General features: G+C 58.3%; 21 protein-coding genes, 1 other RNA gene and 1 pseudogene. 15 read left to right on the top strand and 8 right to left on the bottom strand.

Annotated elements, in window-relative coordinates:
* Positions 1 to 76 precede the first annotated feature (76 nt).
* Positions 77 to 667, bottom strand: a complete 591-nt coding sequence (gene grpE, locus HCK03_RS06035) for a nucleotide exchange factor GrpE (protein ID WP_076948147.1) — start codon at positions 665 to 667, stop codon at positions 77 to 79.
* Between the two features lie 124 nt (positions 668 to 791).
* Here grpE and nadK point away from each other — a divergent pair, with 124 nt between their 5' ends.
* The 3 genes from nadK (at position 792) to bamE (ending at position 3,907) form a co-directional block, all read left to right on the top strand.
* On the top strand, positions 792 to 1,670 hold the full coding sequence (nadK, locus tag HCK03_RS06030; RefSeq protein WP_041146796.1) for an NAD(+) kinase: 879 nt from the start codon (positions 792 to 794) through the stop codon (positions 1,668 to 1,670).
* A gap of 86 nt (positions 1,671 to 1,756) precedes the next feature.
* A complete protein-coding gene (gene recN, locus HCK03_RS06025) occupies positions 1,757 to 3,418 on the top strand; it encodes a DNA repair protein RecN (RefSeq protein ID WP_134527321.1) in 1,662 nt (553 codons plus the stop codon).
* A gap of 147 nt (positions 3,419 to 3,565) precedes the next feature.
* On the top strand, positions 3,566 to 3,907 hold the full coding sequence (bamE, locus tag HCK03_RS06015; RefSeq protein ID WP_041146798.1) for an outer membrane protein assembly factor BamE: 342 nt from the start codon (positions 3,566 to 3,568) through the stop codon (positions 3,905 to 3,907).
* Positions 3,908 to 3,987: 80 nt separating this feature from the next.
* On the opposite strand, the gene HCK03_RS06010 is transcribed toward bamE, so the two are convergent.
* Positions 3,988 to 4,281: an RnfH family protein gene (locus tag HCK03_RS06010; protein ID WP_115192092.1), complete on the bottom strand. Its 294-nt coding sequence runs from the start codon at positions 4,279 to 4,281 to the stop codon at positions 3,988 to 3,990.
* Positions 4,271 to 4,708, bottom strand: a complete 438-nt coding sequence (locus HCK03_RS06005; RefSeq protein WP_041146800.1) for a type II toxin-antitoxin system RatA family toxin — start codon at positions 4,706 to 4,708, stop codon at positions 4,271 to 4,273. Before HCK03_RS06005 ends, HCK03_RS06010 begins: the two co-directional genes overlap by 11 nt.
* Before the next feature lie 153 nt (positions 4,709 to 4,861).
* Here HCK03_RS06005 and smpB point away from each other — a divergent pair, with 153 nt between their 5' ends.
* From smpB to HCK03_RS05990, 3 genes are all read left to right on the top strand, one after another.
* Complete coding sequence (gene smpB, locus HCK03_RS06000; RefSeq protein WP_041146801.1) at positions 4,862 to 5,344, top strand: SsrA-binding protein SmpB; 483 nt, start codon at positions 4,862 to 4,864, stop codon at positions 5,342 to 5,344.
* 143 nt (positions 5,345 to 5,487) lie between these two features.
* Positions 5,488 to 5,851, top strand: a transfer-messenger RNA (tmRNA) gene (gene ssrA / locus HCK03_RS05995).
* A gap of 442 nt (positions 5,852 to 6,293) precedes the next feature.
* Positions 6,294 to 6,773 (top strand): RrF2 family transcriptional regulator, encoded by a 480-nt coding sequence (locus HCK03_RS05990; protein ID WP_041146807.1) that lies wholly within the window; start codon positions 6,294 to 6,296, stop codon positions 6,771 to 6,773.
* Between the two features lie 84 nt (positions 6,774 to 6,857).
* On the opposite strand, the gene oqxB is transcribed toward HCK03_RS05990, so the two are convergent.
* On the bottom strand, positions 6,858 to 10,010 hold the full coding sequence (gene oqxB, locus HCK03_RS05985) for a multidrug efflux RND transporter permease subunit OqxB (RefSeq protein ID WP_041146808.1): 3,153 nt from the start codon (positions 10,008 to 10,010) through the stop codon (positions 6,858 to 6,860).
* A 23-nt stretch (positions 10,011 to 10,033) separates the two neighbouring features.
* Entirely contained in the window at positions 10,034 to 11,209 is a 1,176-nt protein-coding gene (locus HCK03_RS05980) for an efflux RND transporter periplasmic adaptor subunit (protein WP_041146809.1), read from the bottom strand.
* A 550-nt stretch (positions 11,210 to 11,759) separates the two neighbouring features.
* On the opposite strand from HCK03_RS05980, the gene HCK03_RS05975 reads away from it, so the two are divergent.
* The gene (locus tag HCK03_RS05975; RefSeq protein ID WP_045857838.1) at positions 11,760 to 12,614 is read left to right on the top strand and encodes a PA4780 family RIO1-like protein kinase; all 855 of its coding nucleotides are present in this window, start codon (positions 11,760 to 11,762) and stop codon (positions 12,612 to 12,614) included.
* A gap of 184 nt (positions 12,615 to 12,798) precedes the next feature.
* On the opposite strand, the gene HCK03_RS05970 is transcribed toward HCK03_RS05975, so the two are convergent.
* A complete protein-coding gene (locus tag HCK03_RS05970) occupies positions 12,799 to 14,049 on the bottom strand; it encodes an OprD family outer membrane porin (RefSeq protein ID WP_407692385.1) in 1,251 nt (416 codons plus the stop codon).
* Positions 14,050 to 14,231: 182 nt separating this feature from the next.
* Positions 14,232 to 15,021 (bottom strand): annotated as a pseudogene (locus tag HCK03_RS26530) (histidine phosphatase family protein).
* A gap of 516 nt (positions 15,022 to 15,537) precedes the next feature.
* On the opposite strand from HCK03_RS26530, the gene surE reads away from it, so the two are divergent.
* Complete coding sequence (gene surE, locus HCK03_RS05960; protein ID WP_148251241.1) at positions 15,538 to 16,413, top strand: 5'/3'-nucleotidase SurE; 876 nt, start codon at positions 15,538 to 15,540, stop codon at positions 16,411 to 16,413.
* A 214-nt stretch (positions 16,414 to 16,627) separates the two neighbouring features.
* Here surE and HCK03_RS05955 read toward each other — a convergent pair whose 3' ends face one another.
* On the bottom strand, positions 16,628 to 17,539 hold the full coding sequence (locus HCK03_RS05955) for a LysR family transcriptional regulator (protein ID WP_041146814.1): 912 nt from the start codon (positions 17,537 to 17,539) through the stop codon (positions 16,628 to 16,630).
* 112 nt (positions 17,540 to 17,651) lie between these two features.
* Between HCK03_RS05955 and speB the strand changes: the two genes are divergently transcribed.
* Genes speB through HCK03_RS05920 form a run of 7 tightly spaced genes read left to right on the top strand, consistent with a single transcriptional unit; the run spans position 17,652 to position 24,607 of the window.
* Positions 17,652 to 18,602, top strand: a complete 951-nt coding sequence (gene speB / locus HCK03_RS05950; protein ID WP_041146815.1) for an agmatinase — start codon at positions 17,652 to 17,654, stop codon at positions 18,600 to 18,602.
* Positions 18,603 to 18,636: 34 nt separating this feature from the next.
* Positions 18,637 to 19,500, top strand: coding sequence for a sugar phosphate isomerase/epimerase family protein (locus HCK03_RS05945; protein ID WP_115193899.1), 864 nt, complete (start codon positions 18,637 to 18,639; stop codon positions 19,498 to 19,500).
* Positions 19,497 to 20,573 (top strand): isopenicillin N synthase family dioxygenase, encoded by a 1,077-nt coding sequence (locus tag HCK03_RS05940; protein WP_041146816.1) that lies wholly within the window; start codon positions 19,497 to 19,499, stop codon positions 20,571 to 20,573. The genes HCK03_RS05945 and HCK03_RS05940 overlap by 4 nt, the downstream gene beginning before the upstream one ends.
* Positions 20,574 to 20,582: 9 nt before the next feature.
* A complete protein-coding gene (locus HCK03_RS05935; protein ID WP_041146817.1) occupies positions 20,583 to 21,386 on the top strand; it encodes an ABC transporter substrate-binding protein in 804 nt (267 codons plus the stop codon).
* Positions 21,387 to 21,419: 33 nt separating this feature from the next.
* Positions 21,420 to 22,940 (top strand): amino acid ABC transporter permease/ATP-binding protein, encoded by a 1,521-nt coding sequence (locus HCK03_RS05930; RefSeq protein ID WP_141335340.1) that lies wholly within the window; start codon positions 21,420 to 21,422, stop codon positions 22,938 to 22,940.
* Complete coding sequence (locus tag HCK03_RS05925; RefSeq protein WP_167691271.1) at positions 22,941 to 23,669, top strand: class II aldolase/adducin family protein; 729 nt, start codon at positions 22,941 to 22,943, stop codon at positions 23,667 to 23,669. It begins immediately after the preceding gene.
* Between the two features lie 5 nt (positions 23,670 to 23,674).
* Positions 23,675 to 24,607: a 2-hydroxyacid dehydrogenase gene (locus tag HCK03_RS05920; protein ID WP_167691270.1), complete on the top strand. Its 933-nt coding sequence runs from the start codon at positions 23,675 to 23,677 to the stop codon at positions 24,605 to 24,607.
* The last annotated feature ends 81 nt before the right edge of the window (positions 24,608 to 24,688 follow it).

The raw sequence follows: 24,688 nt of genomic DNA, 5'->3' as shown, positions 1-24,688 counted from the left end.
TGCCGCAAACCGGCGCTAGCGCAGGGAAATAAAGCATAAAAAAACGGCCACCCGCAGGCGGCCGTTTTACAGCGAATTACTTCGCCTTCGCCACGGTCACCATCGCTGCGCGAATAGTACGACCGTTCAGGGTGTAGCCTTTTTGCATCACGCCCAGCACGTTGCCTGCCGCCACGTCTTCAGACTCAACCATCGCGATGGCCTGGTGGACGTTAGGATCCAGCGGCACGTTGGTCTCGGCAATCACTTCCACGCCGAATTTATGCACAACGTCCAGCATCGACTTCAGCGTCAGCTCAATACCTTCAACCATAGAAGCCATGTCCGGATTAGCTTTATCGGCCACTTCCAGCGCGCGGTCCAGGCTATCGATCACCGGCAGCAGTTCGTTAACGAACTTCTCCAGGGCGAATTTATGCGCCTTTTCCACGTCAAGCTCGGTGCGACGACGCAGGTTTTCCATTTCCGCTTTTACGCGCAGGACACCTTCGCGTTCACGAGTCTGGGCTTCAACCAACTGCGCTTCCAGATTCGCAATTTTTTCATCGCGCGGATCCACCTGGTCAGCAGAAACCTCAGGCTCAACCGCCTCAACGTTGTCGTGCTGTTCCGTGATAATTTCTTCCGGGGCTTGCCCGTCAGGCGTTTTCTGTTCTTTACTACTCATGAATTTCTCCGCGTTTTTTTTCGCATTCATCTCGCTAACTTCGCTTATTATGGGGATCAGTTTCCGGGTTTCAAGGGAAGCAGTCAGATTGTCATCATTCATTTAACGCAAGGACATCCAGAACATGAAGAACCATTTCAAGTGTATAGGCATTGTGGGGCACCCTCGTCACCCAACCGCGCTGACCACACATGAAATGCTCTGGCGCTGGCTATGCAGCAAAGGCTATGAAGTTCTGGTTGAACAACAGATCGCCCATGAGCTACAGCTTAGCAACGTCAAAACGGGAACGCTGGCGGAAATTGGCCAACAGGCGGATCTGGCGGTCGTCGTTGGCGGTGATGGCAACATGCTCGGCGCCGCGCGCACCCTGGCGCGGTATGATATTCAGGTTATCGGCATTAACCGCGGCAATCTTGGTTTTCTGACCGACCTCGACCCGGATAACGCGCTGCAGCAGCTTGCCGACGTGCTTGAAGGCCACTATATCGCCGAAAAACGCTTTCTGCTTGAGGCCCAGGTCTGCCAGCAGGATTGCCAGAAGCGCATTAGCACGGCAATTAATGAAGTGGTTCTGCATCCGGGCAAGGTCGCGCATATGATTGAGTTCGAGGTCTATATCGACGAGGTCTTTGCCTTCTCCCAGCGCTCCGACGGCCTGATTATCTCCACCCCGACAGGCTCCACCGCCTATTCGCTCTCCGCCGGTGGCCCCATTCTGACGCCTTCGCTCGATGCCATCACCCTGGTGCCGATGTTCCCGCATACGCTCTCGGCCCGCCCGCTGGTTATTAACGGCGACAGCACCATTCGCCTGCGCTTCTCCCAGCGCTGCAGCGACCTTGAGATCAGCTGCGACAGCCAGATAGCCCTGCCGATTCAGGACGGCGAAGATGTCTTAATCCACCGCTGCGACTATCACCTGAATCTTATCCACCCGAAAGATTACAGCTATTTCAACACATTGAGCACCAAGCTCGGCTGGTCGAAAAAATTATTCTGATTTTATAAGCTGCCTCTTTACTGGATAAAAAACCAGTCTATACTGTACGAAAACACAGTAATGGTTTTTCATACAGGAAGGCAGCTATGTTGGCGCAACTTACCATCAGTAATTTTGCTATCGTTCGTGAACTGGAGATCGATTTCCACAGCGGCATGACCGCCATCACCGGGGAAACCGGTGCGGGGAAATCGATAGCCATCGATGCGCTTGGCCTGTGCCTTGGCGGCAGAGCGGAAGCAGACATGGTGCGAAGAGGCGCCAGCCGCGCAGACCTGTGCGCGCGCTTCGCGCTAAAAGATACGCCCGCGGCGCAGCGCTGGCTGGAAGAGAACCAGCTGGAGAGCGGACGTGAGTGTTTACTTCGCCGCGTCATCAGCACCGACGGCCGCTCGCGCGGCTTCATTAACGGTACCGCCGTTCCTCTCTCCCAGCTTCGCGAGCTCGGCCAGCTGCTTATCCAGATCCACGGCCAGCACGCGCACCAGCTGTTAACCAGGCCAGAACATCAAAAAACGCTGCTCGATGGTTATACCGGTGAGTATGCGCTTACTCAGCTCATGGCCGGGCATTATCGCCAGTGGCACCAGAGCTGCCGCGAGCTGGCGCAGCATCAGCAGCAGAGCCAGGAACGCGCAGCCCGCGCCGACCTGCTGCAGTATCAGCTAAAAGAGCTGAACGAGTTCTGCCCTCAGCAGGGTGAATTCGAACAAATCGACGAAGAGTACAAACGCCTTGCCAACAGCGGCCAGCTGCTAAGCACCTGCCAGCATGCGCTGACGGTGATGGCGGACGGCGAAGAGGCGAACCTGCAGAGCCAGCTCTACGCCGCTAAGCAGCTGGTGGGCGAGCTGGTCGGCATGGACAGCAAGCTCTCGAGCGTGCTGGATATGCTGGAAGAAGCCTCCATTCAGCTTAGCGAGGCAACCGACGAGCTGCGCCATTACAACGACCGCCTGGATCTCGACCCGAACCGCCTGTTCGAACTGGAGCAGCGCATCTCGCGGCAGATATCCCTCGCGCGCAAGCATCAAATTACGCCGGAAGAGCTGCCTGCGTTCTATCAGGCGCTGTTAGAAGAGCAGCGCCTGCTGGACGACAGCGCGGGCTCGCTGGAGTCGCTCAGCCAGACGGTGGTTGAACATCACCAGCTGGCGCTGGAAACGGCCCGCCAGCTGCACGCCGCGCGTCAGCGCAGCGCCGATGAGCTGACCCGGCTGATCACTGAAAGTATGCACTCACTTTCAATGCCTCACGGAGTCTTTGCTATCGATATCGCCTTTGATGAGCGTCATCTGACCGCCGAAGGCGCGGATCGCATCGAGTTTCGCGTGACGACCAACCCCGGCCAGCCGCTGCAGCCTATTGCTAAAGTGGCCTCCGGCGGCGAGCTATCCCGTATTGCGCTGGCGATTCAGGTCATTACCGCGCGGAAGATGGAAACGCCGGCGCTGATTTTCGATGAGGTTGATGTCGGCATCAGCGGCCCAACGGCCGCCGTGGTCGGCAAGCTGCTGCGCCAGCTGGGAGAATCAACTCAGGTCATGTGCGTCACTCACCTGCCGCAGGTGGCTGGCTGCGGTCACCATCACTTTATCGTCTGCAAAGAGACCGACGGTGAGATGACAGAAACCCACATGCATCCGCTGGATAAACGCGCGCGTCTGCAGGAGCTGGCTCGCCTGCTGGGCGGAAGCGAAGTCACGCGCAACACGCTGGCGAACGCGAAAGAGTTGCTCGCGGCGTAAACTTTTTGATTTCCGCAGAGTCATAGTGAACAGCAAATTGCCGCAAGACCTGCAGTCGAAGGTTTCCAACTGGGCAAAGGTCTATTATTATCGGCATATTACAGATGAGCCACGTACTGCTCGGGCCCGAAAAGGAATCAAATCACTATGCGCTGTAAAACGCTGACTGCTGCCGCAGCGGTTCTTCTTATGTTGACCGCAGGCTGTTCCACTCTGGAACGAGTGGTTTACCGTCCTGACATCAACCAGGGTAACTATCTGGCACCTAACGATGTAGCAAAAATTCGTGTCGGCATGACGCAACAGCAGGTTGCTTATGCTCTGGGTACCCCAATGATGTCGGATCCGTTTGGCACTAACACCTGGTTCTACGTTTTCCGTCAGCAGCCTGGGCATGAAAAAATTACCCAGCAGACCCTCACTCTGACCTTTAACAGCAGTGGTGTGTTAACCAACATTGATAACAAACCGGCTCTGACCAAAGACTGATGCGCAGACCGCGGCGGTAGTCATACCGCTCTGGAAACGCAAAAAGCGCTCATTGAGCGCTTTTTTTATGCCAACCGACACTACTTCTCGTCGTTCTTTTTTTCTGCCCGCTGGCGCCGCAGCTCTTTCGGGTCGGCAATCAGCGGCCGGTAAATCTCCACCCGGTCGCCATCATGAACCTCATCGTGCAGCTTAGCCGGGCGGCTATAAATCCCCACCTTGTTTTTCGCAAGGTCGATATCGTCGCGTAGCGCCAGAAGCCCGCTGGCAATAATCGCCTGTTCGACGGTCGCCCCCTCCTCCAGCTTTACGCTTTGCAGATACTGCTTTTCCGGCAAGGCATAGGCGACTTCAACGACGATTTTAGCCGACACGATAAACCTCTTTGGCACGGGTGGTAAACGCCTGCACCATGTTGAGCGCCAGCTCTTTAAAGATGCGGCCAAACGCCATTTCGATCAGCTTATTGGTGAACTCAAAATCAAGATGGAATTCGATTTTGCACGCCTCCGGGCTCAGCGGAATAAACCGCCAGCCGCCAATAAGCGATTTAAACGGGCCATCGACCAGACTCATCAGGATGCTCTGGTTGCTGGTTAGCGTATTTCGCGTTGTGAAAGTCTTGCTGATCCCTGCCTTGGACACATCAACCGCCGCCATCATTTGCGTCGGCCCGGACTCCAGCACGCGGCTACCGGTGCAGCCTGGCAAAAAATCAGGGTAGGACTTCACATCGTTTACGAGTTGATACATCTGCTCCACGCTGAACGGCACCAGCGCGGTACGGCTAATCTGAGGCATAGCAAGTTCCACATTTAAACACGGCGCAAATAATATCATTTATCTGCTGCTAAAAAAAACGCTGTGCCACAACTCATGCTAAGATAACGCGTTACACCTCGCAGGATGGATTGAGGTAACTATGTATAAGATAAGCGATGACTTCAGGACACTATGACTAAGAAAAAATCACACAAACCTGGATCAGCCACCATTGCGCTGAATAAACGCGCCCGTCATGAATACTTTATCGAAGATGAATACGAGGCGGGTCTTGCCCTGCAAGGGTGGGAAGTTAAATCTCTACGCGCCGGCAAAGCCAACATCGGCGATAGCTACGTGATCCTGAAGGACGGCGAAGCCTATCTGTTTGGTGCCAACTTTACGCCAATGGCCGTGGCTTCAACCCACTACGTCTGTGACCCGACGCGGACCCGTAAGCTGCTGCTGAATCAGCGTGAGCTCGATGCGCTGTACGGCCGTATTAACCGGGAAGGTTATACCGTCGTTGCCCTGTCGCTGTACTGGAAAAACGCCTGGTGCAAAGTCAAAATCGGCGTGGCGAAAGGTAAGAAACAGCACGACAAGCGTACCGATCTGAAAGACCGCGAATGGGCGGTCGATAAAGCGCGCATTATGAAACACGCCGGACGCTAATCTCCTCCTCCAAGGGCCAGCTAAGCTGGCCCTTGTGCTATATCGTTGTTGATGCTGCTTTTTTGCCCAACCAGGCGCCATAAACCACCGAACGGGGGCTGGTAAGCCTGTTCATAAATCTGTTATACTTGTTCCAACACATTGGGGCTGATTCTGGATTCGACGGGATTCGCGAAACCCAAGGTGCATGCCGAGGGGCGGTTGGCCTCGTAAAAAGCCGCAAAAAAATAGTCGCAAACGACGAAAACTACGCTTTAGCAGCTTAATAACCTGCTCTGAGCCCTCTCTCCCTAGCTTCCGCTCTTAAGACGGGGATCAAAGAGAGGTCAAATCCAAAAGAGATCGCGTGAATACCTTGCCTGGGGTTGAAGCGTTAAAACTAATCAGGCTAGTTTGGTAGTGGCGTGTCTGTCCGCAGGTGCCAGGCGAATGTAAAGACTGACTAAGCATGTAGTGCCGAGGATGTAGGAATTTCGGACGCGGGTTCAACTCCCGCCAGCTCCACCAAAATTCTTTGTTGACGGTCACCAGAGCCTGATACGAAGTCCTGAAAGCCCGCAAGGCGCAAGCCCTGCGGGCTTTTTTGTGTCTGCAGTTTTCCCCCGAAGCCTGAATTCAGCTTACGAACCTCACGCCTTCCAGACCCACTCCCAACGCCTGCCCCGCCCGGCAACAGAACCCCGCCCCGCTCACCGCTCCTTTAAGCGAACGCTTTATCGCCAATAGCGACCCGCGGCACCATCACGCATCCCCTTCCCGACCAACCCCGGCGCCCTTTCAGCCAACGTCCCACCACCCGCTAAAGGCCCACCGTGAAAATGGACTTAACGTGCCCTCCCCGATGGGGATTCCTTCTAAAAAGTCGCCTTATTTGTTATATTGTGCTTATTGATCACTCACCTCTGCGGTGCCAAAAAGAATAATATTCACCGCGACCCAGGAAGATGAAATGCTAGATTACCGCTTCCCGACAGCTTTGCAGATGGTTCTCAGCGTAGCGATGGCGGAGCAGTTGGGTGAACGTTCGACCAGCGCGATCCTCGCCTATGGCCTGGAAGCCAATCCGAGCTTTATCCGTAAACTGATGGTTCCCCTCACGCGCGACGGCATTATCGTCTCGACGCTGGGGCGCAACGGATCCATCCACCTTGGCCGCCCGGCTGATAAAATTACCCTGCGCGATATCTACGTCTCCGTTATTGAAGACAAAAAGCTGTGGGCTTCGCGCCCTGACGTCCCGGCCCGCTGCGTGGTCAGCGCCAACGCCTGCTGGTACTTCAAATCCATCGCCGACGAAGCCGAGCAGGCATCGCTGAACGTGCTGGCCCGCCATACCGTGGCAAGCGCGCTGGAAAAGGTCAAAAAAGGCGATATCAGCGGCTGCCTGTCGCTGTTCGAAGCAGACGATCTCGCCAAAAAAGCGCACTAAACCCGTCGCTCCGGCCCCCTTAAATAGTAAAAAACCGCCTTCACTGAAGGCGGTTTTTTTATGCTACAAAGGCTGCTCACAACGTCAGGAGGGCTGAACTTCCGCTGCCGGCTTGCCGCGCGCTACGAACTTGCGCAGCGTGACGTAAAACACCGGCGTCAGGAACAGACCGAACAGCGTCACCCCTAACATCCCGGAGAACACCGTGATCCCGGTAACGCCGCGAACCTCCGCGCCCGCACCGTGTCCCAGAATCAGCGGAATAGTCCCGGCGATAAAGGCAATCGAGGTCATCACAATGGGACGCAGACGCAGGCGGCAGGCCTCCAGCGCGGCCTCGACAATCCCTTTTCCCTGCATCTCCAGCTCGCGGGCGAACTCGACGATCAGAATGGCGTTCTTACAGGCCAGCCCCATCAGTACCACCAGCCCCACCTGTACGAACACGTTATTATCCCCACCGGTTAGCCAGACGCCGAACAGCGCGGAGAGCAGGGTCATCGGGACGATCAGGATCACCGCCAGCGGCAGCGTCCAGCTCTCATACAGCGCCGCCAGCACCAGGAACGCCAGCAGCACCGCGACCGGGAAGACGATCATAGCCGTATTGCCCTGAGTGGCCTGCTGGTAGCTAAGGTCGGTCCATTCAATATTCATCCCGTTCGGCAGCACCTGCTTAGACATCCCGGCCAGCGTCGTCATCGCCTGAGCGGACGACAGCACGCGCGGATCGGCATCACCGATCAGGTCCGCCGCCGGGTAGCCGTTGTAGCGGATCACCGGGTCAGGCCCGTAGGTGGTGGTGATATTCACCATGCTGCCAATCGGCACCATCTCACCCTGACTATTGCGGGTGCGCAGATTACCGATATCCTCCACGCTCTCGCGGAACGGTCCGTCGGCCTGAGCCATCACGCGCCAGGTGCGGCCAAACTGGTTGAAATCGTTCACGTAGGACGATCCCAGATAGGTCTGCAGCGTCCCGAACAGGTCGGTCAGCGACACGCCCTGGGCCTTGGCCTTATCGCGGTCCACCTGTACATCCAGCTGCGGAACGTTGGCCTGATAGGTGGAGATCGGGAAGTGCATTCCCGGCGTCTGCATAATCGCACCCGACATGGTGTTAACCGCGGTTTGCAGCGCGCCGTAGCCCAGACCGGCCCGGTCCTGAATATAGAGCGAGTAGCCGGAACCCTGGCCCAGCCCCAGAATCGGCGGCGGCAGGATCGAGAAGCCGAACCCCTGCTGCAGCTGCGCGATCTTCGCGTTAATCTCGGCGTTAATTTCCGCCGCGGTGTGCGTACGCTGATCGAACGGCTTCAGGCCGAAGAAGACCGTACCGGTGTTCGGCGTATTGGTAAACTGCAGCGCGTTGAGCCCCGGGAACGCCACCGCATAATCCACGCCTTCGGTGTTCATGCCGATCTCGCTCATTTTGCGGATCATCGCATCGGTTCGCGCCAGCGAAGCGCCTTCCGGCATCTTCACGCCGCCAATCAGGTACAGCTTATCCTGGGTCGGAATAAATCCGCCGGGCACGACTTTAAACATCACGCCGGCGGCGCAAAGCAGCAGCAGATAAACCACGAACACCGACCCGCGGCGGCCAAGGGTTTTCGCGACCAGCCCCTGATAGCCGTTAGAGCTGCGGTTGAAGAAGCGGTTAAACGGCCGGAACAGCCAGCCGAACAGCCTGTCGATAAGCCGGGTCGGCATATCTTTCGGCGCGCCGTGCGGCTTCAGCAGCAGCGCCGCCAGCGCCGGAGAGAGCGTCAGCGAGTTAATCGCCGAGATCACCGTCGAAATTGCGATGGTCACCGCAAACTGCTTGTAGAACTGCCCGGTCACGCCGGAGAGGAAGGCCATCGGCACGAACACCGCACACAGCACCAGGGCGATCGCGATAATCGGCCCGGACACCTCGCGCATCGCCTGGTGCGCAGCCTGCAGCGGCGCCAGCCCCTCTTCAATATTACGCTCGACGTTCTCCACCACCACGATGGCGTCATCCACCACGATCCCGATGGCGAGCACCAGCCCGAACAGGCTCAGGGTATTCAGCGAGAAGCCAAGCAGATAGAGAATGCTGAACGTCCCCACCACCGACACCGGCACGGCAATCAGCGGGATGATCGACGCGCGCCAGGTTTGCAGGAACAGAATCACCACCAGCACGACCAGCACCACCGCTTCCAGCAGGGTTTGTACCACCGCACGGATGGAGTCGCGCACGAAGACCGTTGGGTCGTACGGTGCCGCCCACTTCATATCCTCCGGGAAGCGCGTCGACAGCTCGCTCATCTTCGCGCGCACGGCGTTAGAGAGGTCGATGGCGTTCGCCCCCGGCGACTGGAAGATACCAATCCCGACCGCGTCTTTATTATTCAGCTGCGAGCGCAGGGCGTAGCTGCCGGAGCCCATCTCAATGCGCGCTACGTCGTGCAGGCGCACCAGCGATCCGTCCTGGGCCGTTTTGAGGATGATATTGCCGAACTCCTCCTCGGTATGCAGGCGCCCCTGGGCGTTAATCGAGATCAGGAAATCGCTCTCTTTCGGCAGGGGCTCGGCGCCGAGCTGGCCGGCGGAAACCTGCACGTTTTGCTCCTGCATCGCCGCAACGACGTCAGAGGCGGTCAGGCCGCGCGCCGCCACCTTATTAGGGTCCAGCCAGACGCGCATGGCGTACTCGCCGGAGCCAAAAATCTGAATCTGGCCGACGCCGGGCAGGCGCGCCAGCTCATCTTTGACCTTCAGCGTGGCGTAGTTACGCATATACAGCGAATCGTACTTGCCGCCGGGCGAGAACAGATGCACCACCAGGGTCAGCGTGGGGGACTGCTTCTGGGTGGTGATCCCGAGGCGGCGAACATCCTCAGGCAGGCGAGCTTCGGCCTGCGATACCCGGTTTTGCACCTGAACCTGCGCCTGGTCGGGATCGGTACCCGGGCGGAAGGTCACGGTGGTCACCAGCACGCCATCGGAGCCGGCGACGGATTTCATGTACATCATGTTTTCAACGCCGTTGATCGCTTCTTCCAGCGGCGTCGCCACGGTTTCCGCGATAACCTTCGGGTTGGCGCCCGGATACTCCGCGCGCACCTGCACGCTCGGCGGCACGACGTCAGGATATTCGCTGACCGGCAGCAGCGGTATCGCGATCAGCCCGGTGACGAAAATCAAAATCGACAGCACCGCGGCAAAAATCGGCCTGTCGATAAAAAAGCGGGAAAAGTCCATACGACGGATTCTCTGGTAAGGGATCAGTTAAGGGCGGTGCTGGCGGTCATGGCAACGGTTTTCGCGTTAACCGGCATGCCCGGCATAAACACTTTTTGTAAGCCGTCTACGATGACTTTATCGCCGGGGTTGAGCCCCTGCTGCACGATGCGCAGGCCCGCCGCCAGGCGGCCAGGCGTGATATCACGACGCTGCGCTTTACCATCTTTATCAACGATATAAACGTATTTACGGTCCTGATCGGTTAATACCGCCTTGTCGTCAATCAGCATGGCGCTGAACTCGGCGCTGCCCGGCAGGCGCACGCGGGCGAAGAGTCCCGGCGTAAACAGGCGCTGGGCGTTATCCAGCACCGCGCGCATGCGGATCGTGCCGGTACTCGGCGTGAGCTGATTGTCGAGGAAATCCACTTTGCCCTGATGGGGATAGCCCTCCTCCCCAACCAGGCCAATTTCTACCGGTAGGGCCAGATGGCTGCTGGACGCCCCCTGCCCGCTGCGGGCAAGGTTTTGATAGTGAAGATAGGTTGATTCATCCACGTCAAAGTAGACGTACACCGTCTTCTGCGATACCAGGGTGGTGAGCACGCTGGCGCTGTCGCCCGCGGTGACGAGGTTGCCGCTGGTGATCAGCGCGCGGCTGGCGCGGCCGTCGATAGGCGCAATCACTTTGGTAAAATCAAGATTCAGCTGCGCCGCGTCAACCGCCGCCTGCGCCGCCCGCATATCGGCCTGCGCCTGGACGGCGGCCGAGCGCCGCTGCTCCCACTCTTCGCGGGAGACCACGTTGGTGTTTACCAGCTTGTCGGTACGGCCGGCTTCACTGCGCGCCAGGCTGGCCTGGGTTTTGCTGCGCGAGAGCTCCGCCTGCGCCTGCTCGAGCGCGGCGCGGTAGGTTCTGTCGTCGATGGTGAACAGCACCTCGCCCTTTTTCACTTCCTGGCCATCGGTGTAGTTCACTTTATCGATATAGCCGGAGACGCGCGGGCGCAGCTGGACGCTCTCTACCGCTTCGATTCGGCCGTTGAAGCTGTCCCACTGGCTGACGGGCTTAACCACGACGTCGGCGGCGCTGACGGCAGGCGCCTGCGGCGCGGCATTTTGCGCGACACCGTTATCGCATCCGGCAAGCAGCGCCGCGAGCAGCGCCGTCCCCAACAAACGCCGATGAAAGTTAACCCAAGGTTTTTGCAGGCTCATTATTTTTATTCCGCTGGTTGTTGTTGCCGCCGAACAAGACGCCGCGGGGGACGCAGCGCCACTTCCTTTGTTCGGGCTGGCTGAAGGCCATTTGTGTCGCTCATCGCCACAAAATATGTATCAATTACGAATACACTATCGCGGCGATTGTAGGGAGGCGCTAAATTAAGTACAAGAATAATTGTTGCACTTTATGTGCTATTCGCGCGAGTGAAGTATGACCATTTGTTAAGGTCCATTGTTTTTTCTGGATTTACCGCAACCGCCTGGCGCCTTCAGGGCCGTTTCGCTGCCCCAGCCCGCCCTAAATCCGCCCTCGGAGAGGGCCGGCGGCATTAGATGAAACCCTAAGAGCCCCACCCTGTATGCCCTGCGGCCATTTTGTACCTGCATTCCTGCGGGACAATTTCCCTGATTCCAGTTAACCTTGTGACCGATTGCAGAAAACATCGCACTTACTGAGCAATGTCATGATTTTGACCCGGATGGAACACGATGACTGTCCCGTATTATCAGTACGAAAAGTGTCTGAAATAAGGTATAAAGCCGCATGAAAATCCCAAACAGAATCCAACCTCTGGTCGATGACGGCCTGATAGACGAAGTGCTTCAGCGGCTGAAAAGCGGTAAAGAAGCCGACGTTTACACTGTTTTATGCGGTGATAAGATCCAGTGCGCCAAAGTGTACAAAGAGGCGGCACAGCGCAGCTTTAAGCAGGCCGTGCAGTACCAGGAAGGGCGTAAGGTCCGCAATTCGCGTAATAACCGCGCGATGCAAAAGGGCTCAAAGTTCGGACGCAAGCAGCAGGAGGAGACCTGGCAAATGGCCGAGGTCGACGCCCTGTTCCGGCTGGCTAACGCCGGGGTTCGCGTACCTCAGCCCTATATCTGCATTGACGGCGTATTATTGATGGAGCTTATCACTGACGCCGAGGGCGCGGTCGCCCCGCGCCTGAGCGATGTCGCCCTGACGGAAGAGGAAGCCGTTGCTGATTTCGCGACCATGATCCGCAATATCGTGCGCATGCTGTGCGCCGGTCTTGTTCACGGTGATTTGTCGGAGTTCAACGTCCTGCTCGATGCGCAAGGGCCGGTCATTATCGACCTGCCGCAGGCGGTAGATGCCGCAGCAAACAACCATGCGCAATCCATGTTCGAACGCGACGTGAATAACATCACCGCCTACTACGGCCAGTTCGCCCCGCAGCTCTTAAAAACGCGCTATGCGAAAGAGATATGGATGCTGTATGAAGACGGAAAATTAACGCCGGAAACGCCGCTAACCGGCCTCTTTGTTGAAGAGGTCCACGCGGTCGATATGGACTCGCTGATGGATGAAATCATCGCCGCGGAAGATGAGTTCTACGACCGCCAGCGCGCCGCCAAAGAACGCGACGACGAATAGAATAGTTGTAGGCCTTTGCGCTGCCGCACGGCAGCCCAGGCTAAGGGGCAGGCAGGCGCATCTCCTCGCAGACGGGCTCTGGCCCTACATCGCCACCAGCGCCCGCAACATTCGCACGATATTAAGCATGAGCCAGTAATCCGTCGGGCTGATTTTTAGCCCGGCAAATGAAGCCCTCAATTAATCAGAACAGGCGGAAGCGATATTCAACGATCGCTTCTGAAGCCAGAGTGTGGGTTCGGGTGTAGTGGCCGTCGGTCAGCACCGGCGTTTTTCCGCTGCTTTTGTACGACCAGCCCGGGCCAAACATCAGCCATACCGTCAGGTTCTTAAAGCGCGGATCGGAAGAAACCCAGCGGCTGAAAGCGCTAATTTCGCCGCTGCGCACATGATTGCCCCGATAGCTAAACTGGGCAATATTGCCGGCCAGGCCGATCGCCAGCTCCGGGGTCAGCTGGTAGTCCGAGATATTCGCCAGCACCAGCTCCCGGTCGCGCATGTAGTCATCGCCCGCAGAAGCCATTGAGATAAACGTGCCGCGCGAGTTTTTGCTCATATGCCGCGGGTAAAACCCCACCTCGTTCGCTTTTTTAGCCTCGGTATAGCCGATGCCCCACCTGCTGCTCCAGCGCTGCGCTTTCCAGCTGGCATCAAGGGCGAAATGCCGGGCGCTATCATCGAAGTCGCGCTTGCTCGCGGGCATCGCGCGATACTCATCAAGCGCGCGGGTGGCGTATATCTGCATGCCGATATTCAGCGGCGCTAGCGGTCTGAGATTGGCAAACAGCAGCTGGCGGCGCAGATAGTTATCGCTTTCGCCATAGCCATACTGCAGATCCAGATAGCGGCTTTTCCACAGCAGCTCGCCGCTGGCCAGGTGGTTAATTTCGCGCCCGGCGTTGGTCTGGAAATGCGTCTTATCCGGCGAGTTGCGAGCCATGGAGCTTTCCACGTACGCGCCGCGCAGCGTCAGGTCGTCATAGCTCAGAGCGCCGCTCCAGCCGGAGTAGGTGGTCGGCGACAGCCGCGTCGAGGTCGAGATGACGCCATAGTTTTTCAGCACCTGCCAGCCCCAGCGGGCGTTAAGCTGTATATCCGCGACGCTGTACTTCAGCTTAAGATTACGCTGGCCAAATTTAGAGAAGCCTTCGGCATTATGTTTACTATTGCCGGGACCGTTATTGTAGAGCACGCCGCGGGAGTTAAAGTAATCGCTGGCTCCCAGCTTAACGGCGCCATAATAGATAATATCGGCGCCGAATATATCGTTAAAATAACCCGACTGATAATCCACGGCGATCCCCTGCCCCCATGCATTATGTACACGCTTAGGATTGTCGTTCTCTTCCTTAAGATATTTCCAGTAGTTTTTTAACGATAAGGTCATGTGCGAATCGCGGAAAAAAGGCTCACTAACAATGTTGTTCATTAGCATCGAAGGCTGATTATCTTCATTATTATTACCGCTCCAGGCGGCTGTCGAAGCGCTAAGAAAGATAAGCGCTGCGGTAACGCGAGTCAGATTCATAGCATTCCCCAGAGTCGGGCCGAAGCGCATCCTTACCGACGGCGGGTAATAATGAGATGCGGCCCAAAAAGAGTGTGGTAAGCGTTATTTTATTTTTCGCCGAGCGCCTGCTTTCCTGCCTCAACGTATTTTAACGAGCCGATCTCATCTACCCAATAGCGGCCGTTGTGATAGCTAATTTTGACCACCGCCGCGTTGGCTAACGGCTTATTTTTCGCCGGGTCGTCGGTGAGATCGGAGATCATTATCTGCATCGCCGTACCGGACGAAATCGCCAGAATATTTTTATCGCCGTTGGCTTTCGCCTGCGCAAGCATGGTCGCCAGCGCCGCCTGAACGCGCTGCTTCACCTGGTCGTAGCTCTCCGTCATCCCCCTGGGATCGGCGCTGGCAAGCGCGTTCTGGCTATCGCGCACCGACAGCGTTCCGGCTTTCATCTCCCGGTACAGCGCCGCTGCATCGGCAAGCCCCAGCTGGCGGGCTCCCGCGGCGGCCATATCCCGGTTCAAGCCGCCCTCAAACCCGCCGAAGAACGCTTCACGAAGGCCCGCCAGCTCGGTCGGCCGAGAGCCCGGCGATCCCCGCCTGGGTCATAATAACCGCCATTGTTTCGCGCTGCCGCCCGGCATCGCTGGTGTAGAAACTGTCGAATTTAATCCCCTTGAGCCCGGCGCCTAAATAGCGCGCCACACGCCGTCCCTCCTCGGTCAGCGGAGAATCGGCCCATCCCTGAACGCGGTCAAAGGTATTAAGCAGCGTTTTTCCGTGGCGCGAAAAATAGATATTCACGGTATCGTTATCGGCGTCCTGAACTTTATTTTCCGCAGACCAGGCTACGCTGCAGGTCACCGCGATTAAAGCTAATAGCCATCTTTTCATGTTATATCCTTGCGTTATTTACATCTGTAATAAAAACAAAAAAACCACGCTCAATAACGAAAGTGACAATCACCGCTTTCGCTATCTAACGTAGGTTTTGCCTGTATACACAGTAACAATCCAATTACGCCGACCATATCACCCTTGCGAAATAACGCCACACACTTTTGCATGGCAAATTAATAAATGTGATCGCTCGCAGATTAAGCCGCGGCAACGCCATATATTCCATTATATATTCTCGCATCAGCCAATAAGCCCCATGAATAAACATATCCAGCTGCAAAAGGCCCGTTCGGGAACCTCGCTAATAACGATTTTATTTATTGAAGCCGCTCACAAAAAATAGTCTTTGCCTGGACGATAGCCGCCGCCTGGCGTATTTTCGTGGCTATCCGGGATTGTTACTGAACGCAGGCAAAACCTAAGATATCCGTCGCAGCGGCGCTGCTGGCAGGAGTCTTAGGTTTTTTTTTGCGTCCGATTCAGCCCTTCCATCAAACACAAGGATCCAAAGTGAAAAAAATCATCCTTACTGCCGCGCTGCTCTCCGCCGTCGCCTTCTCCGCCGGGGCGGCCCGGCCCGCGCTGAAAATACTCATCGTCAACGACGACGGCTGCGCCTCGCCGGGCAGCACCTCGCTGCAGGACAAACTGGCAGCCAAAGGCTATGACGTCTGGATGGTCGCCCCCGCCACCAACCAAAGCGGCATAGGTTCCGCCATCACCTTTAAACCCGGTAAGATCTTCGACCTGCAAAAGGTCGCCGACAGGCGCTACTGCTTCCCCGGCACCCCGGCGGACGCCGTTGACTTTGGGCTTCATGGCCTGCTGAAGGACGCGCCGCCGGATCTGGTTATCTCCGGCGTGAACGACGGCCCCAACACCGGCATGGCGCAGGTCAATTCCGGTACCGTCAGCGCCGCCGCCCGCGCCGTGCGCTACGGCATCCCGGCGATCGCCGCCAGCATCGGCTACATCTTTAGCGATGAGGAGATGAAAAACGGCTGGCCGGCGACGCATCAATACTGGCCGGAGTCGATCGATTACGTCGTAGGCGTAGTCGAAACCCTTAGCGCCAAACGAACCCCGGGCGCGCCCCTCTTACCCAAAGGTTCCGGGCTGAGCATTAACTATCCGCCGCTGGCAAAAGCCGAGATCAAAGGCGTGCGCTACGTCGATAACGAAGCGTTCCCGACGCCGCAGATCGGCTATGAGCTGACGGCCGACGGCAAGGCGAAACAGATCCTCAACCCGGCGGCGCTCGCGCCAACCCTGGACGATACCGACTCCGGCTGGCTCAACAAGGGCTATATCACCTATACCCTTTTTGACGGCGCGTGGAACGCCCCGCAGTTTACAGGCCAGTACAAAGCGCTGTTAGGTCAGTAAACGCGCGCCCCGCACGGCCCCCTGACGCTGAACGTCGCCGGGCAGAGCGGAAAAAGCTCGATTGGTTAAAAACGGCGGAGAAGGCGCACGAAGTGAAGAGGAAGTTATAAATACGGCACTTACCATATTGTTTTTCAATATATAACGGGGTGCTAATGTCTGTACTCAGAAGCTTTCTCTTTTTCCTCGGCGCGGCCAGCGCCCGATCCGGCCTCTAGTAGTTCCACTTCGGCCTGGCGACGGTATTCTTCTTGAGTAAATTACGAAACTCTTTCAGATAGGGCTCGTTGCTGCGCCCGCGTTTGCAAATCGCCGAGAACGGCGACTGGAAGCCGAACTCGTTGGGCAGCAGCACCCGCAGCCGGTTCTCCTTGATCCACGGCCAGGCGTAGTGCTCCGGCAGGTAGCCGATATATTTCCCCGAGAGGATCAGCAGCAGCTGCGCATCGACCGTCTCCACGGTGGCGCTGCCTTTGCTGAAGCCGCGCCGCCGCAGATCGCTGGTATTCCAGTAGCTGCGGGTTACCAGCGGACACTGGCTGATCTGCTCTTTATCGAGCTGGCGGCTGAAGAACATCGGGTGCAGGTCGCTGCAGTAGAGCCAGTGCTGCTCGCGATAGAGCGGCTCGCTGATGATGTTATGCACCTGGGAGTTGTAGCTGCCGATCGCCAGATCGATATGGTTGTTGAGCACGCCGTTCAGCTGCTCCGCCGGGGTGCGGATAATCAGTTTGATGTGCACGTGAGGAAACTTATCGCTGAAGCTGCGCAACACCACCGGCAGCGACAGCGCGGTTTCGGTTTCAATCGAGTCGAGGGTCGAGATGCAAATCGTGCCGCTGTGCTCGCCCTTCAGCAGCGCCGACTGGCGCTCCAGCTCGTTCAGCTCGCCCAGTACCCGAATCGACTGCTGTAAAAACTGCTGGCCTTTCTCGGTCAAAGCAAAGCCGCCGCGCCCGCGCTGGCACAGGCTAAATCCGAGCTGACCTTCCAGCTGGGACATCGCGTTGCTGATCGCCGACACCGAAATCCCCAGCTCCTGCTGGGCTCTGCCGTAGCTTTCCAGGCGGGCCACCGCCTCAAAAATCTGCAGCTGACGAATGTTGAGACTGCCGTCGTTGTGCATGCTTAGTTCACCATTAAATGAACTAAGTATTTACAGCAGGCGATTTAAAGTCCAGCACATCTTTCGCACTATCTCCTCATCGAGCATTGGTGACTCAGATTCAGGAGCTGAAATGGATAACGTCTTTCATCAACCGCAGAGTGGCAACGAGATGCCGCGCTTCGGCGGCCGCGCAACGATGATGCGCCTGCCTTTTATCGAAGATTTACAGGGCCTTGATGCCGCTTTCGTTGGCATCCCGCTGGATATCGGCACCTCCCAGCGCTCCGGTACCCGCTACGGGCCGCGCTATATTCGCACCGAATCGGTGATGATTCGCCCCTACAACATGGCAACCGGCGCGGCGCCTTTTGAGTCGCTGTCGGTGGCCGATATCGGCGACGTGCCGATAAATACCTACAGCCTGCTCAAATCGGTGCAGATCATCGAGGATTACTACACCGCTTTAAATAGTTTCCCGCTCATTCCCCTGACCCTCGGGGGAGACCACACCATCACCCTGCCAATTCTGCGCGCCCTGACCAAAAAGCACGGCCCGGTGGGGCTGATTCACGTGGATGCCCACACCGACACCAACGATGAGATGTTCGGCGAGAAAATCGCCCACGGAACCACCTTCCGCCGCGCCGTCGAAGAGGGGCTGCTGGATCTCAAGCGGGTGGTGCAGATTGGTCAGCGCGCGCAGGGCTACGCCGCCGGCGACTTCCAGTGGGGGGTCGATCAGGGCTTTCGTCTGGTACAGGCGGAGCAGTGCTGGCACCGGTCGCTGGCGCCGCTAATGGCCGAGGTTCGCCAGCAGATGGGCGATGGCCCGGTCTATCTCAGCTTCGATATCGACAGCCTCGACCCGATCTGGGCGCCCGGCACCGGCACGCCGGAAGTCGGCGGCCTGACCTCCATTCAGGCGCTGGAGATCGTCCGCGGCTGCCGCGGCCTGGACCTGATTGGCTGCGATCTGGTTGAGGTCTCTCCGCCCTACGACGTCAGCGGCAATACCTCCCAGCTGGCGGCCAACCTGCTGTATGAAATGCTCTGCGTCCTGCCGGGCGTGAAATATCCATAGGAGATTCAGAATGCAGCCAACCGCCCAGCCCACCCTGCAGCTCAAGGTTTTTCGCACCCTCTGGGGCGTGACCACCCCGTGGCAGCAGACCCTCAGCGAGCTAAAAAGCGTCGGCTGCTGCGGCATCGAGGCGCGGGTTCCGCCGAGCGCCGACGAGCGGCAGACGCTGGCCCGGCGCCTGCAGGAGTCCGAACTGGAGTATATCGCCATCCTCTTCAGCGGCGGCAGCGTGATCCCGGCGCAGGCCGAGACGCCGGATCAGCATCTGGAGCGCTTAAAAAGCCGCTTTGCCGAGGCGAAGTCGCTGAACCCGCGCTTTGTCAATCTGCTGGCCGGCAACGACCGCTGGCCGCTGGCGCAGCAGGTGGATTTTCTCGGCCGGGCCCACGAGCTGGCCGCCGACTGTGAGGTGACCTGCAGCTTTGAAACCCATCGCGCCACCTCGCTGTATAGCCCGTGGCTGACCCTCGAGATTATCCAGCAGCTGCCGCAGCTGCGCTTTACCGCCGATATCAGCCACTGGATTGTGGTGAGCGAGCGTCTGCTGGATGACCCCTGCGATGATTTCAGCGCCTTTATCGACCGCGTGCACCACGTTCAGGCCCGCGCCGGCTACGACCAGGGGCCGCAGGTGCCGCATCCGGCGGCGCCGGAATATCAGGCCGCGCTGCAGTTTCAGCAGCGCTTCTGGCAGCAGATCTGGCAGTCGCAGCGCCGGCGCGGATATCAGCAGACCACGCTGACCCCCGAGTTTGGCCCCGACGGCTATCTGCACCACCTGCCGTTTACCAACGTTCCGGTGGCCGATCTGTGGTCGCTGAATGCGTGGATGGCGGAACATGAACAGCAGCATTTTGCCGAGTTTTTATCGCTAACCGAAAAGGATCCGCAGCCATGAACGTCGCAAAAAGTTCTTTCACCGAGTTACCGACCATCGATATCAGCGACCTGGCCAGCGACAGTCTGGCGAAGCGCCAGGCCGTCGCCGACACCATCGGCAAAGCGGCGCGGGAAGTCGGTTTTTTCTACATCACCGGCCACGGCATTGCCCCCGAGCTGATCGCCGGGATCCGCACGGCAGCCAAACGGCTCTTCGCCCTGCCGATGGATCAAAAGATGCAGTACTACATCGGCCACTCCCGCAGCCATAAAGGCTACGTCCCGGAAGGGGAAGAGATCTACGGCTCCGGCAAGCCGGACCACAAAGAAGCGTTTGATATTGGCTTTCAGGCCGCGGATGACCACCCGTTCGTGCTGGCCGGAACGCCGCTGATTGGCGCCAACGAGTGGCCGCAGCTGCCCGAGTTTCAGTCCCGGGTGCTGGCCTACTATGAAGCGGTATTTGCACTCGGCCATCGCCTGTTTGACGCCTTCGCCCTCGCCCTTGGCCTGCCGGAAGGCTATTTCAAGGCGATGGTGACCTGCCCGCCGTCGAAGCTGCGCCTGATCCACTACCCCTTTGACGCCAGCGCCGAAGACGTTCCCGGTATTGGTGCACACACCGATTACGAGTGCTTCACCCTGCTGCTCGCCGACCAGCCGGGCCTTGAGGTGCTGAATGAAGATAGCGCCTGGATCGACGCACCGCCGGCGAAGAGCGCTGCCGGAGAAGAGGCTTTCGTTATCAATATCGGCGACATGCTGGAAGTGTTAAGCGCTGGCACATTTGTTGCTACAGCCCACCGTGTCCGCAAGGTGCCGCAGGAGCGCTACTCCTTCCCGCTGTTCTTCGCCTGCGATTACCACACCCTGATCCGCCCGCTGCCCAGCTTTTTAACCGCCGGAGAGGCCAGCGACTACCAGGAGCTGAGCATTGGCGAGCATATGTGGAGCCAGGCGCTGCAGACCTATCGCTACCTGCGCGAGAAGGTCAACAAAGGCGAGCTGCAGCTCCCGGAACGCGCCCGAGGCACCAACACCTTTGGTCATCTGAAAAAACAAGCCCAGCAAAAAACCGTTACTAACCCGTGAGGATACATGATGAAAAAAACGATCCATAAGCTCTCGCGCCGCGTGGCGGTGGGCATCGCCATCGCCGCCTGCTTCTCTCCGCTGACCCAGGCCGCAGAGCTGCTGACGGACGGCGTATTTAAAGTCGGGATGGAGGTGACCTATCCGCCGTTTGAATCTTACGACAGCAATAACAATATCGTCGGCCTCGACCCGGAGTTCGCCGCGCTGATTGCCGAGCACCTGAAGGCCAAACCGCAGCTGATCGATACCAAATTCACCAGCCTGATCTTAGGGATTGGCAAGAAATATGACGCGGTGATCTCCGGGATGTACATCACGCCGGAGCGCCTTAAGCAGGCCGACGCGGTACCTTACGCCCTCTCCGGCGCGTCAATTATCGCCCTGAAGAGCGGCGAGATTCAGCCGAAAACGGAAGACGAGCTGTGCGGCGTCAAGGTGGGGCTGCAGCAGGGCACCAGCTGGGTCGCCAGCCTGAAGAATCACTCCGACGAGTACTGCCTGAAAAACGGCAAACCGGCCATCAGCATTCAGGAGTTCCCGACCGCCCCGGAAGTCTCCCAGGCCCTGATATCGAAAAATATTAGCGCGCAGTTAGAGATCGCTCCGGCGGCGCAAATTCTTGTCGACAAGAGCCGCGGACGGCTGGCGATTAGCTCCACCCGCCTGGTCTACCCCCTGCCGCTGGGGATTTACGTCAGCAAAGGCAATAGCGAACTGGTGGAGGCGATTAAATCGACGTTAGCCACCTTAAAAGCCAACGGCAAATATGACGCCATCATCAAGAAATACAACTTAGAACGCATCGATTAAATACGCTTAAGCCAATGCGCAACAGGAGTCGGTATGGAGTTCGATTGGGGATACTTTTTCTCGTTATTTAGCATTGGGGCATTCTGGCAGGCGTGCGTTACCGTCATCGTCGTCAGTTCATTGTCATGGTTTATTGGCCTGGTATTAGGTTTTCTTTTAGCCTGCGCGAAGCTCTCCGGCCCGCGCTGGCTGAAGGTTCCCGTCGAACTCTATATTTGGTTTTTCCGCAGCGTGCCGTTGATGGTGCTGCTGGTGTTTGTCTATAACCTGCCGCAGCTCTTTCCGCTGACCCAGCCGCTGCTCGGGGTGCCGTTTATTGCCGGCCTGGTCTCGATGACCGTCACCGAGGCGGCCTATATGGCGGAGATTCATCGCGGCGGATTAATCTCAGTGGCGAAGGGACAAAGCGAAGCCGGCCACGCCTTAAGCTTCAGCTTTATCGGCATTCAGCGCCTGATTATTATCCCGCAGGCGTTCCGCATTTCGCTGCCCACGTTGATTAATGAATACATCACCATCATTAAGCTCAGCTCGATTTTGTCGGTGATCTCGCTACCGGAGCTGCTGCTTACCGGCCAGCGTCTGTACGCGCAGAACTTCCTCGTGATGGAGACCCTGCTGGCGGTGGCGGTCTACTACGTGATGGTGGTAACGCTGTTTACCTGGCTGTTCCGGGCGCTGGAAAACCGGCTCGATATTCAGCAAAAGCGCCCGCAAACCTTCAACGACGCCGAATGCGAGGCCCTGCGCCAGAGCCTGAAAGCGCCGCCGCAGGCGGCGAAGGCCGAACCCACCAGCGGCAGCCCACCGGCTCTCGATCTGCGGGCGATCGAAAAATCCTGGGGCCAGCATCAGGTGCTGAAAGGCATCGATTTGAAGGTCGATAACGGCGAGGTCATCAGCATCATCGGGCCATCCGGGTCGGGCAAAACCACCCTTATCCGCACCATCAACGCCCTGGAAAGTCTCGATGGCGGGGAGATTATTCTCTACGGCGAGGATTACCTGAAAGGCGCGGCGATCGTCGATAAGCCGCAGATGCGCGCCGGCGTGCGCCGTATCGGCATGGTTTTCCAGAGCTTCAACCTCTTTCCCCACCGCACGGTGCTCGACAACGTGATGCTCGCCCCGCTGTATCACAAGCTGGTCGATCGCCGCGTGGCAAAAGAGCAGGCCCTCTATCTGCTGGACCGCGTCGGGCTGCTGGCCCATGGCGAAAAATACCCCTGGCAGCTCTCCGGCGGACAGCAGCAGCGCGTTGCCATCGCCAGGGCGCTGGCCTTAAAACCGGACATCATGCTGTTTGACGAACCCACCTCGGCGCTGGACCCTGAGCTGGTCGGTGAAGTGCTGAAGGTGATTCAGTCTCTCGCCCGCGAAGGGATGACGATGCTGATCGTCACCCATGAGATGGACTTCGCGTTATCCATTTCCGACCGGGTGGTGATGATGGAGAACGGCGTGGTGGTGAGCGACGTGCCGCCACCGCGCATCCGTGACGGCGCCAGCGATCCGGGGCTGACCCGCATCCGTGAATTTATGGGAGTACAATAAATGGCTACTGAACGTGAACTGCGCCAGGATCTGGCCGCCGCCTACCGCCTGGCGGCGCTGTTTGGCTGGGAAGATACCCTCTATACCCACTTTTCCGTGCGCCTGCCCGGCGACGGCGAGCCGCGCTTTCTGATTAACCCGTTCGGCATGATGTTCGACGAGGTGACCGCCAGCAATCTGATTGTCGTCGATATGCAGGGCAAGGTGGTGGAAGGCTCCGCCCCGGCGAACTCGGCCGGTTTTACCATCCACAGCGCGGTGCATATGGCACGGGAGGATGCCCACTGCGTGATCCACACCCATACGCTGCCGGGCATGGCGGTCGCCGCCTGCCAGGACGGCCTGCTGCAGCTCAACCAGATCAGCACCGAGTTTTATCAGCGCGTCGGCTATCACCCGTATGAAGGGGTGGCGTTTGACCTCGACGAACGCGCGCGCATTCAGCGCTCGCTGGGGGATAATATCGCCATGATTTTGCAGAGCCACGGCCTGCTGTCGGTCGGGCGCACCGTCGCCGATGCGTTTTACATCATGTACTACCTCAACCGCGCCTGCGAAATTCAGATGGCGACCGCCCAGCTCGCCCCGCTCAGCCCGATTCACCACATCCCGGTGCACCTGAGCCAGCACGCCTGCGAACAGCTGATGGGCGTGGAGCACGAGCGTCAGCAGGTCTGGCAGGCGTGGCTGCGCCGCCTTAACCACCTCGACACCGCTTATCAAGAGTAATGCCTATGCCTAACCTGACTATCGTTGTCGACTGCAATGACCCAAACTACGCCCGCGAGATTTGCGACGCGCTGCGCCTTTTTCCCCACGTCACGGCGGTCCTGCCCGACCATCCGGCGGCAGGGCGCGCGGAGTATGCCAGCTGCTGGTTTCCCGACCCTCAGCTGCTGGCCCGCTCGCCGGGGCTAAAGCTTATCCAGGCCGCCTCGGCCGGGGTTGACCACCTTCCAGAATCAGTGTTCGCCAGCCAGGTGCCGCTATGCCGGGTGGTGGATGAAGATTTTCGTCACGGGATGTTCGAATACGCGCTGTGGGGCGTGCTGTGGTTTCAGCGCCACTTTGACCGCGCGCTGGCGCATCAGCGCGAGCGGGTGTGGCAGGCCTACCCGCAGCGGGCCGCCGCCGATTTTCGCGTCGGGGTGATGGGGCTCGGTGAAATCGGCGGCTACATCGCTACCCGCCTTGCCGGGCTGGGGTACCGCGTCTCCGGCTGGGCGCGGAGCGAAAAGCGCCTGGCGGGCGTGCAATGCTACCACGGCGATGCGCAGGCCGCCGGCTTCCTCGGCGAGCTGGACGCGCTGATCAACGTCCTGCCGCTTACCGAGCAGACTCGCGGCATCCTCGCGCGGCCCCTGCTCGACCAGCTCCCGGAAGGCACGGTGCTGATCAACTGCGGGCGCGGCGAGCATATGGTGAATCACGACGTGCTGCAGGCGCTGGACAGCGGCCGGCTGGCGGGCGCGCTGCTGGACGTCTTCCCGGTCGAACCGCTGCCGGACGCCGACCCGCTGTGGTCGCATCCGCGGGTGGTCATCACCCCGCATATCGCCTCCATCGCCCCGGCGCAGGTGATCGCCCGCCAGCTGCTGGAAAATATTCAGCGCCAGCAGCAGGCGCTGCCGCTGAAAAATCTGGTCGATAAGCAGATGGGCTATTAACACCTTGCAACCTCTCTCCCCGCCCTGCGCCGGCGTCAGCTGCTACGCTTAATGGTCTGTTGCTTACACATTAAGGCCAGG

This window comes from Klebsiella terrigena, assembly GCF_012029655.1.
GTDB classification, from domain to species: domain Bacteria; phylum Pseudomonadota; class Gammaproteobacteria; order Enterobacterales; family Enterobacteriaceae; genus Klebsiella; species Klebsiella terrigena.
Note: the sequence above shows the minus strand (reverse complement) of the source record. Positions and strands in the feature narration are given on the sequence as shown.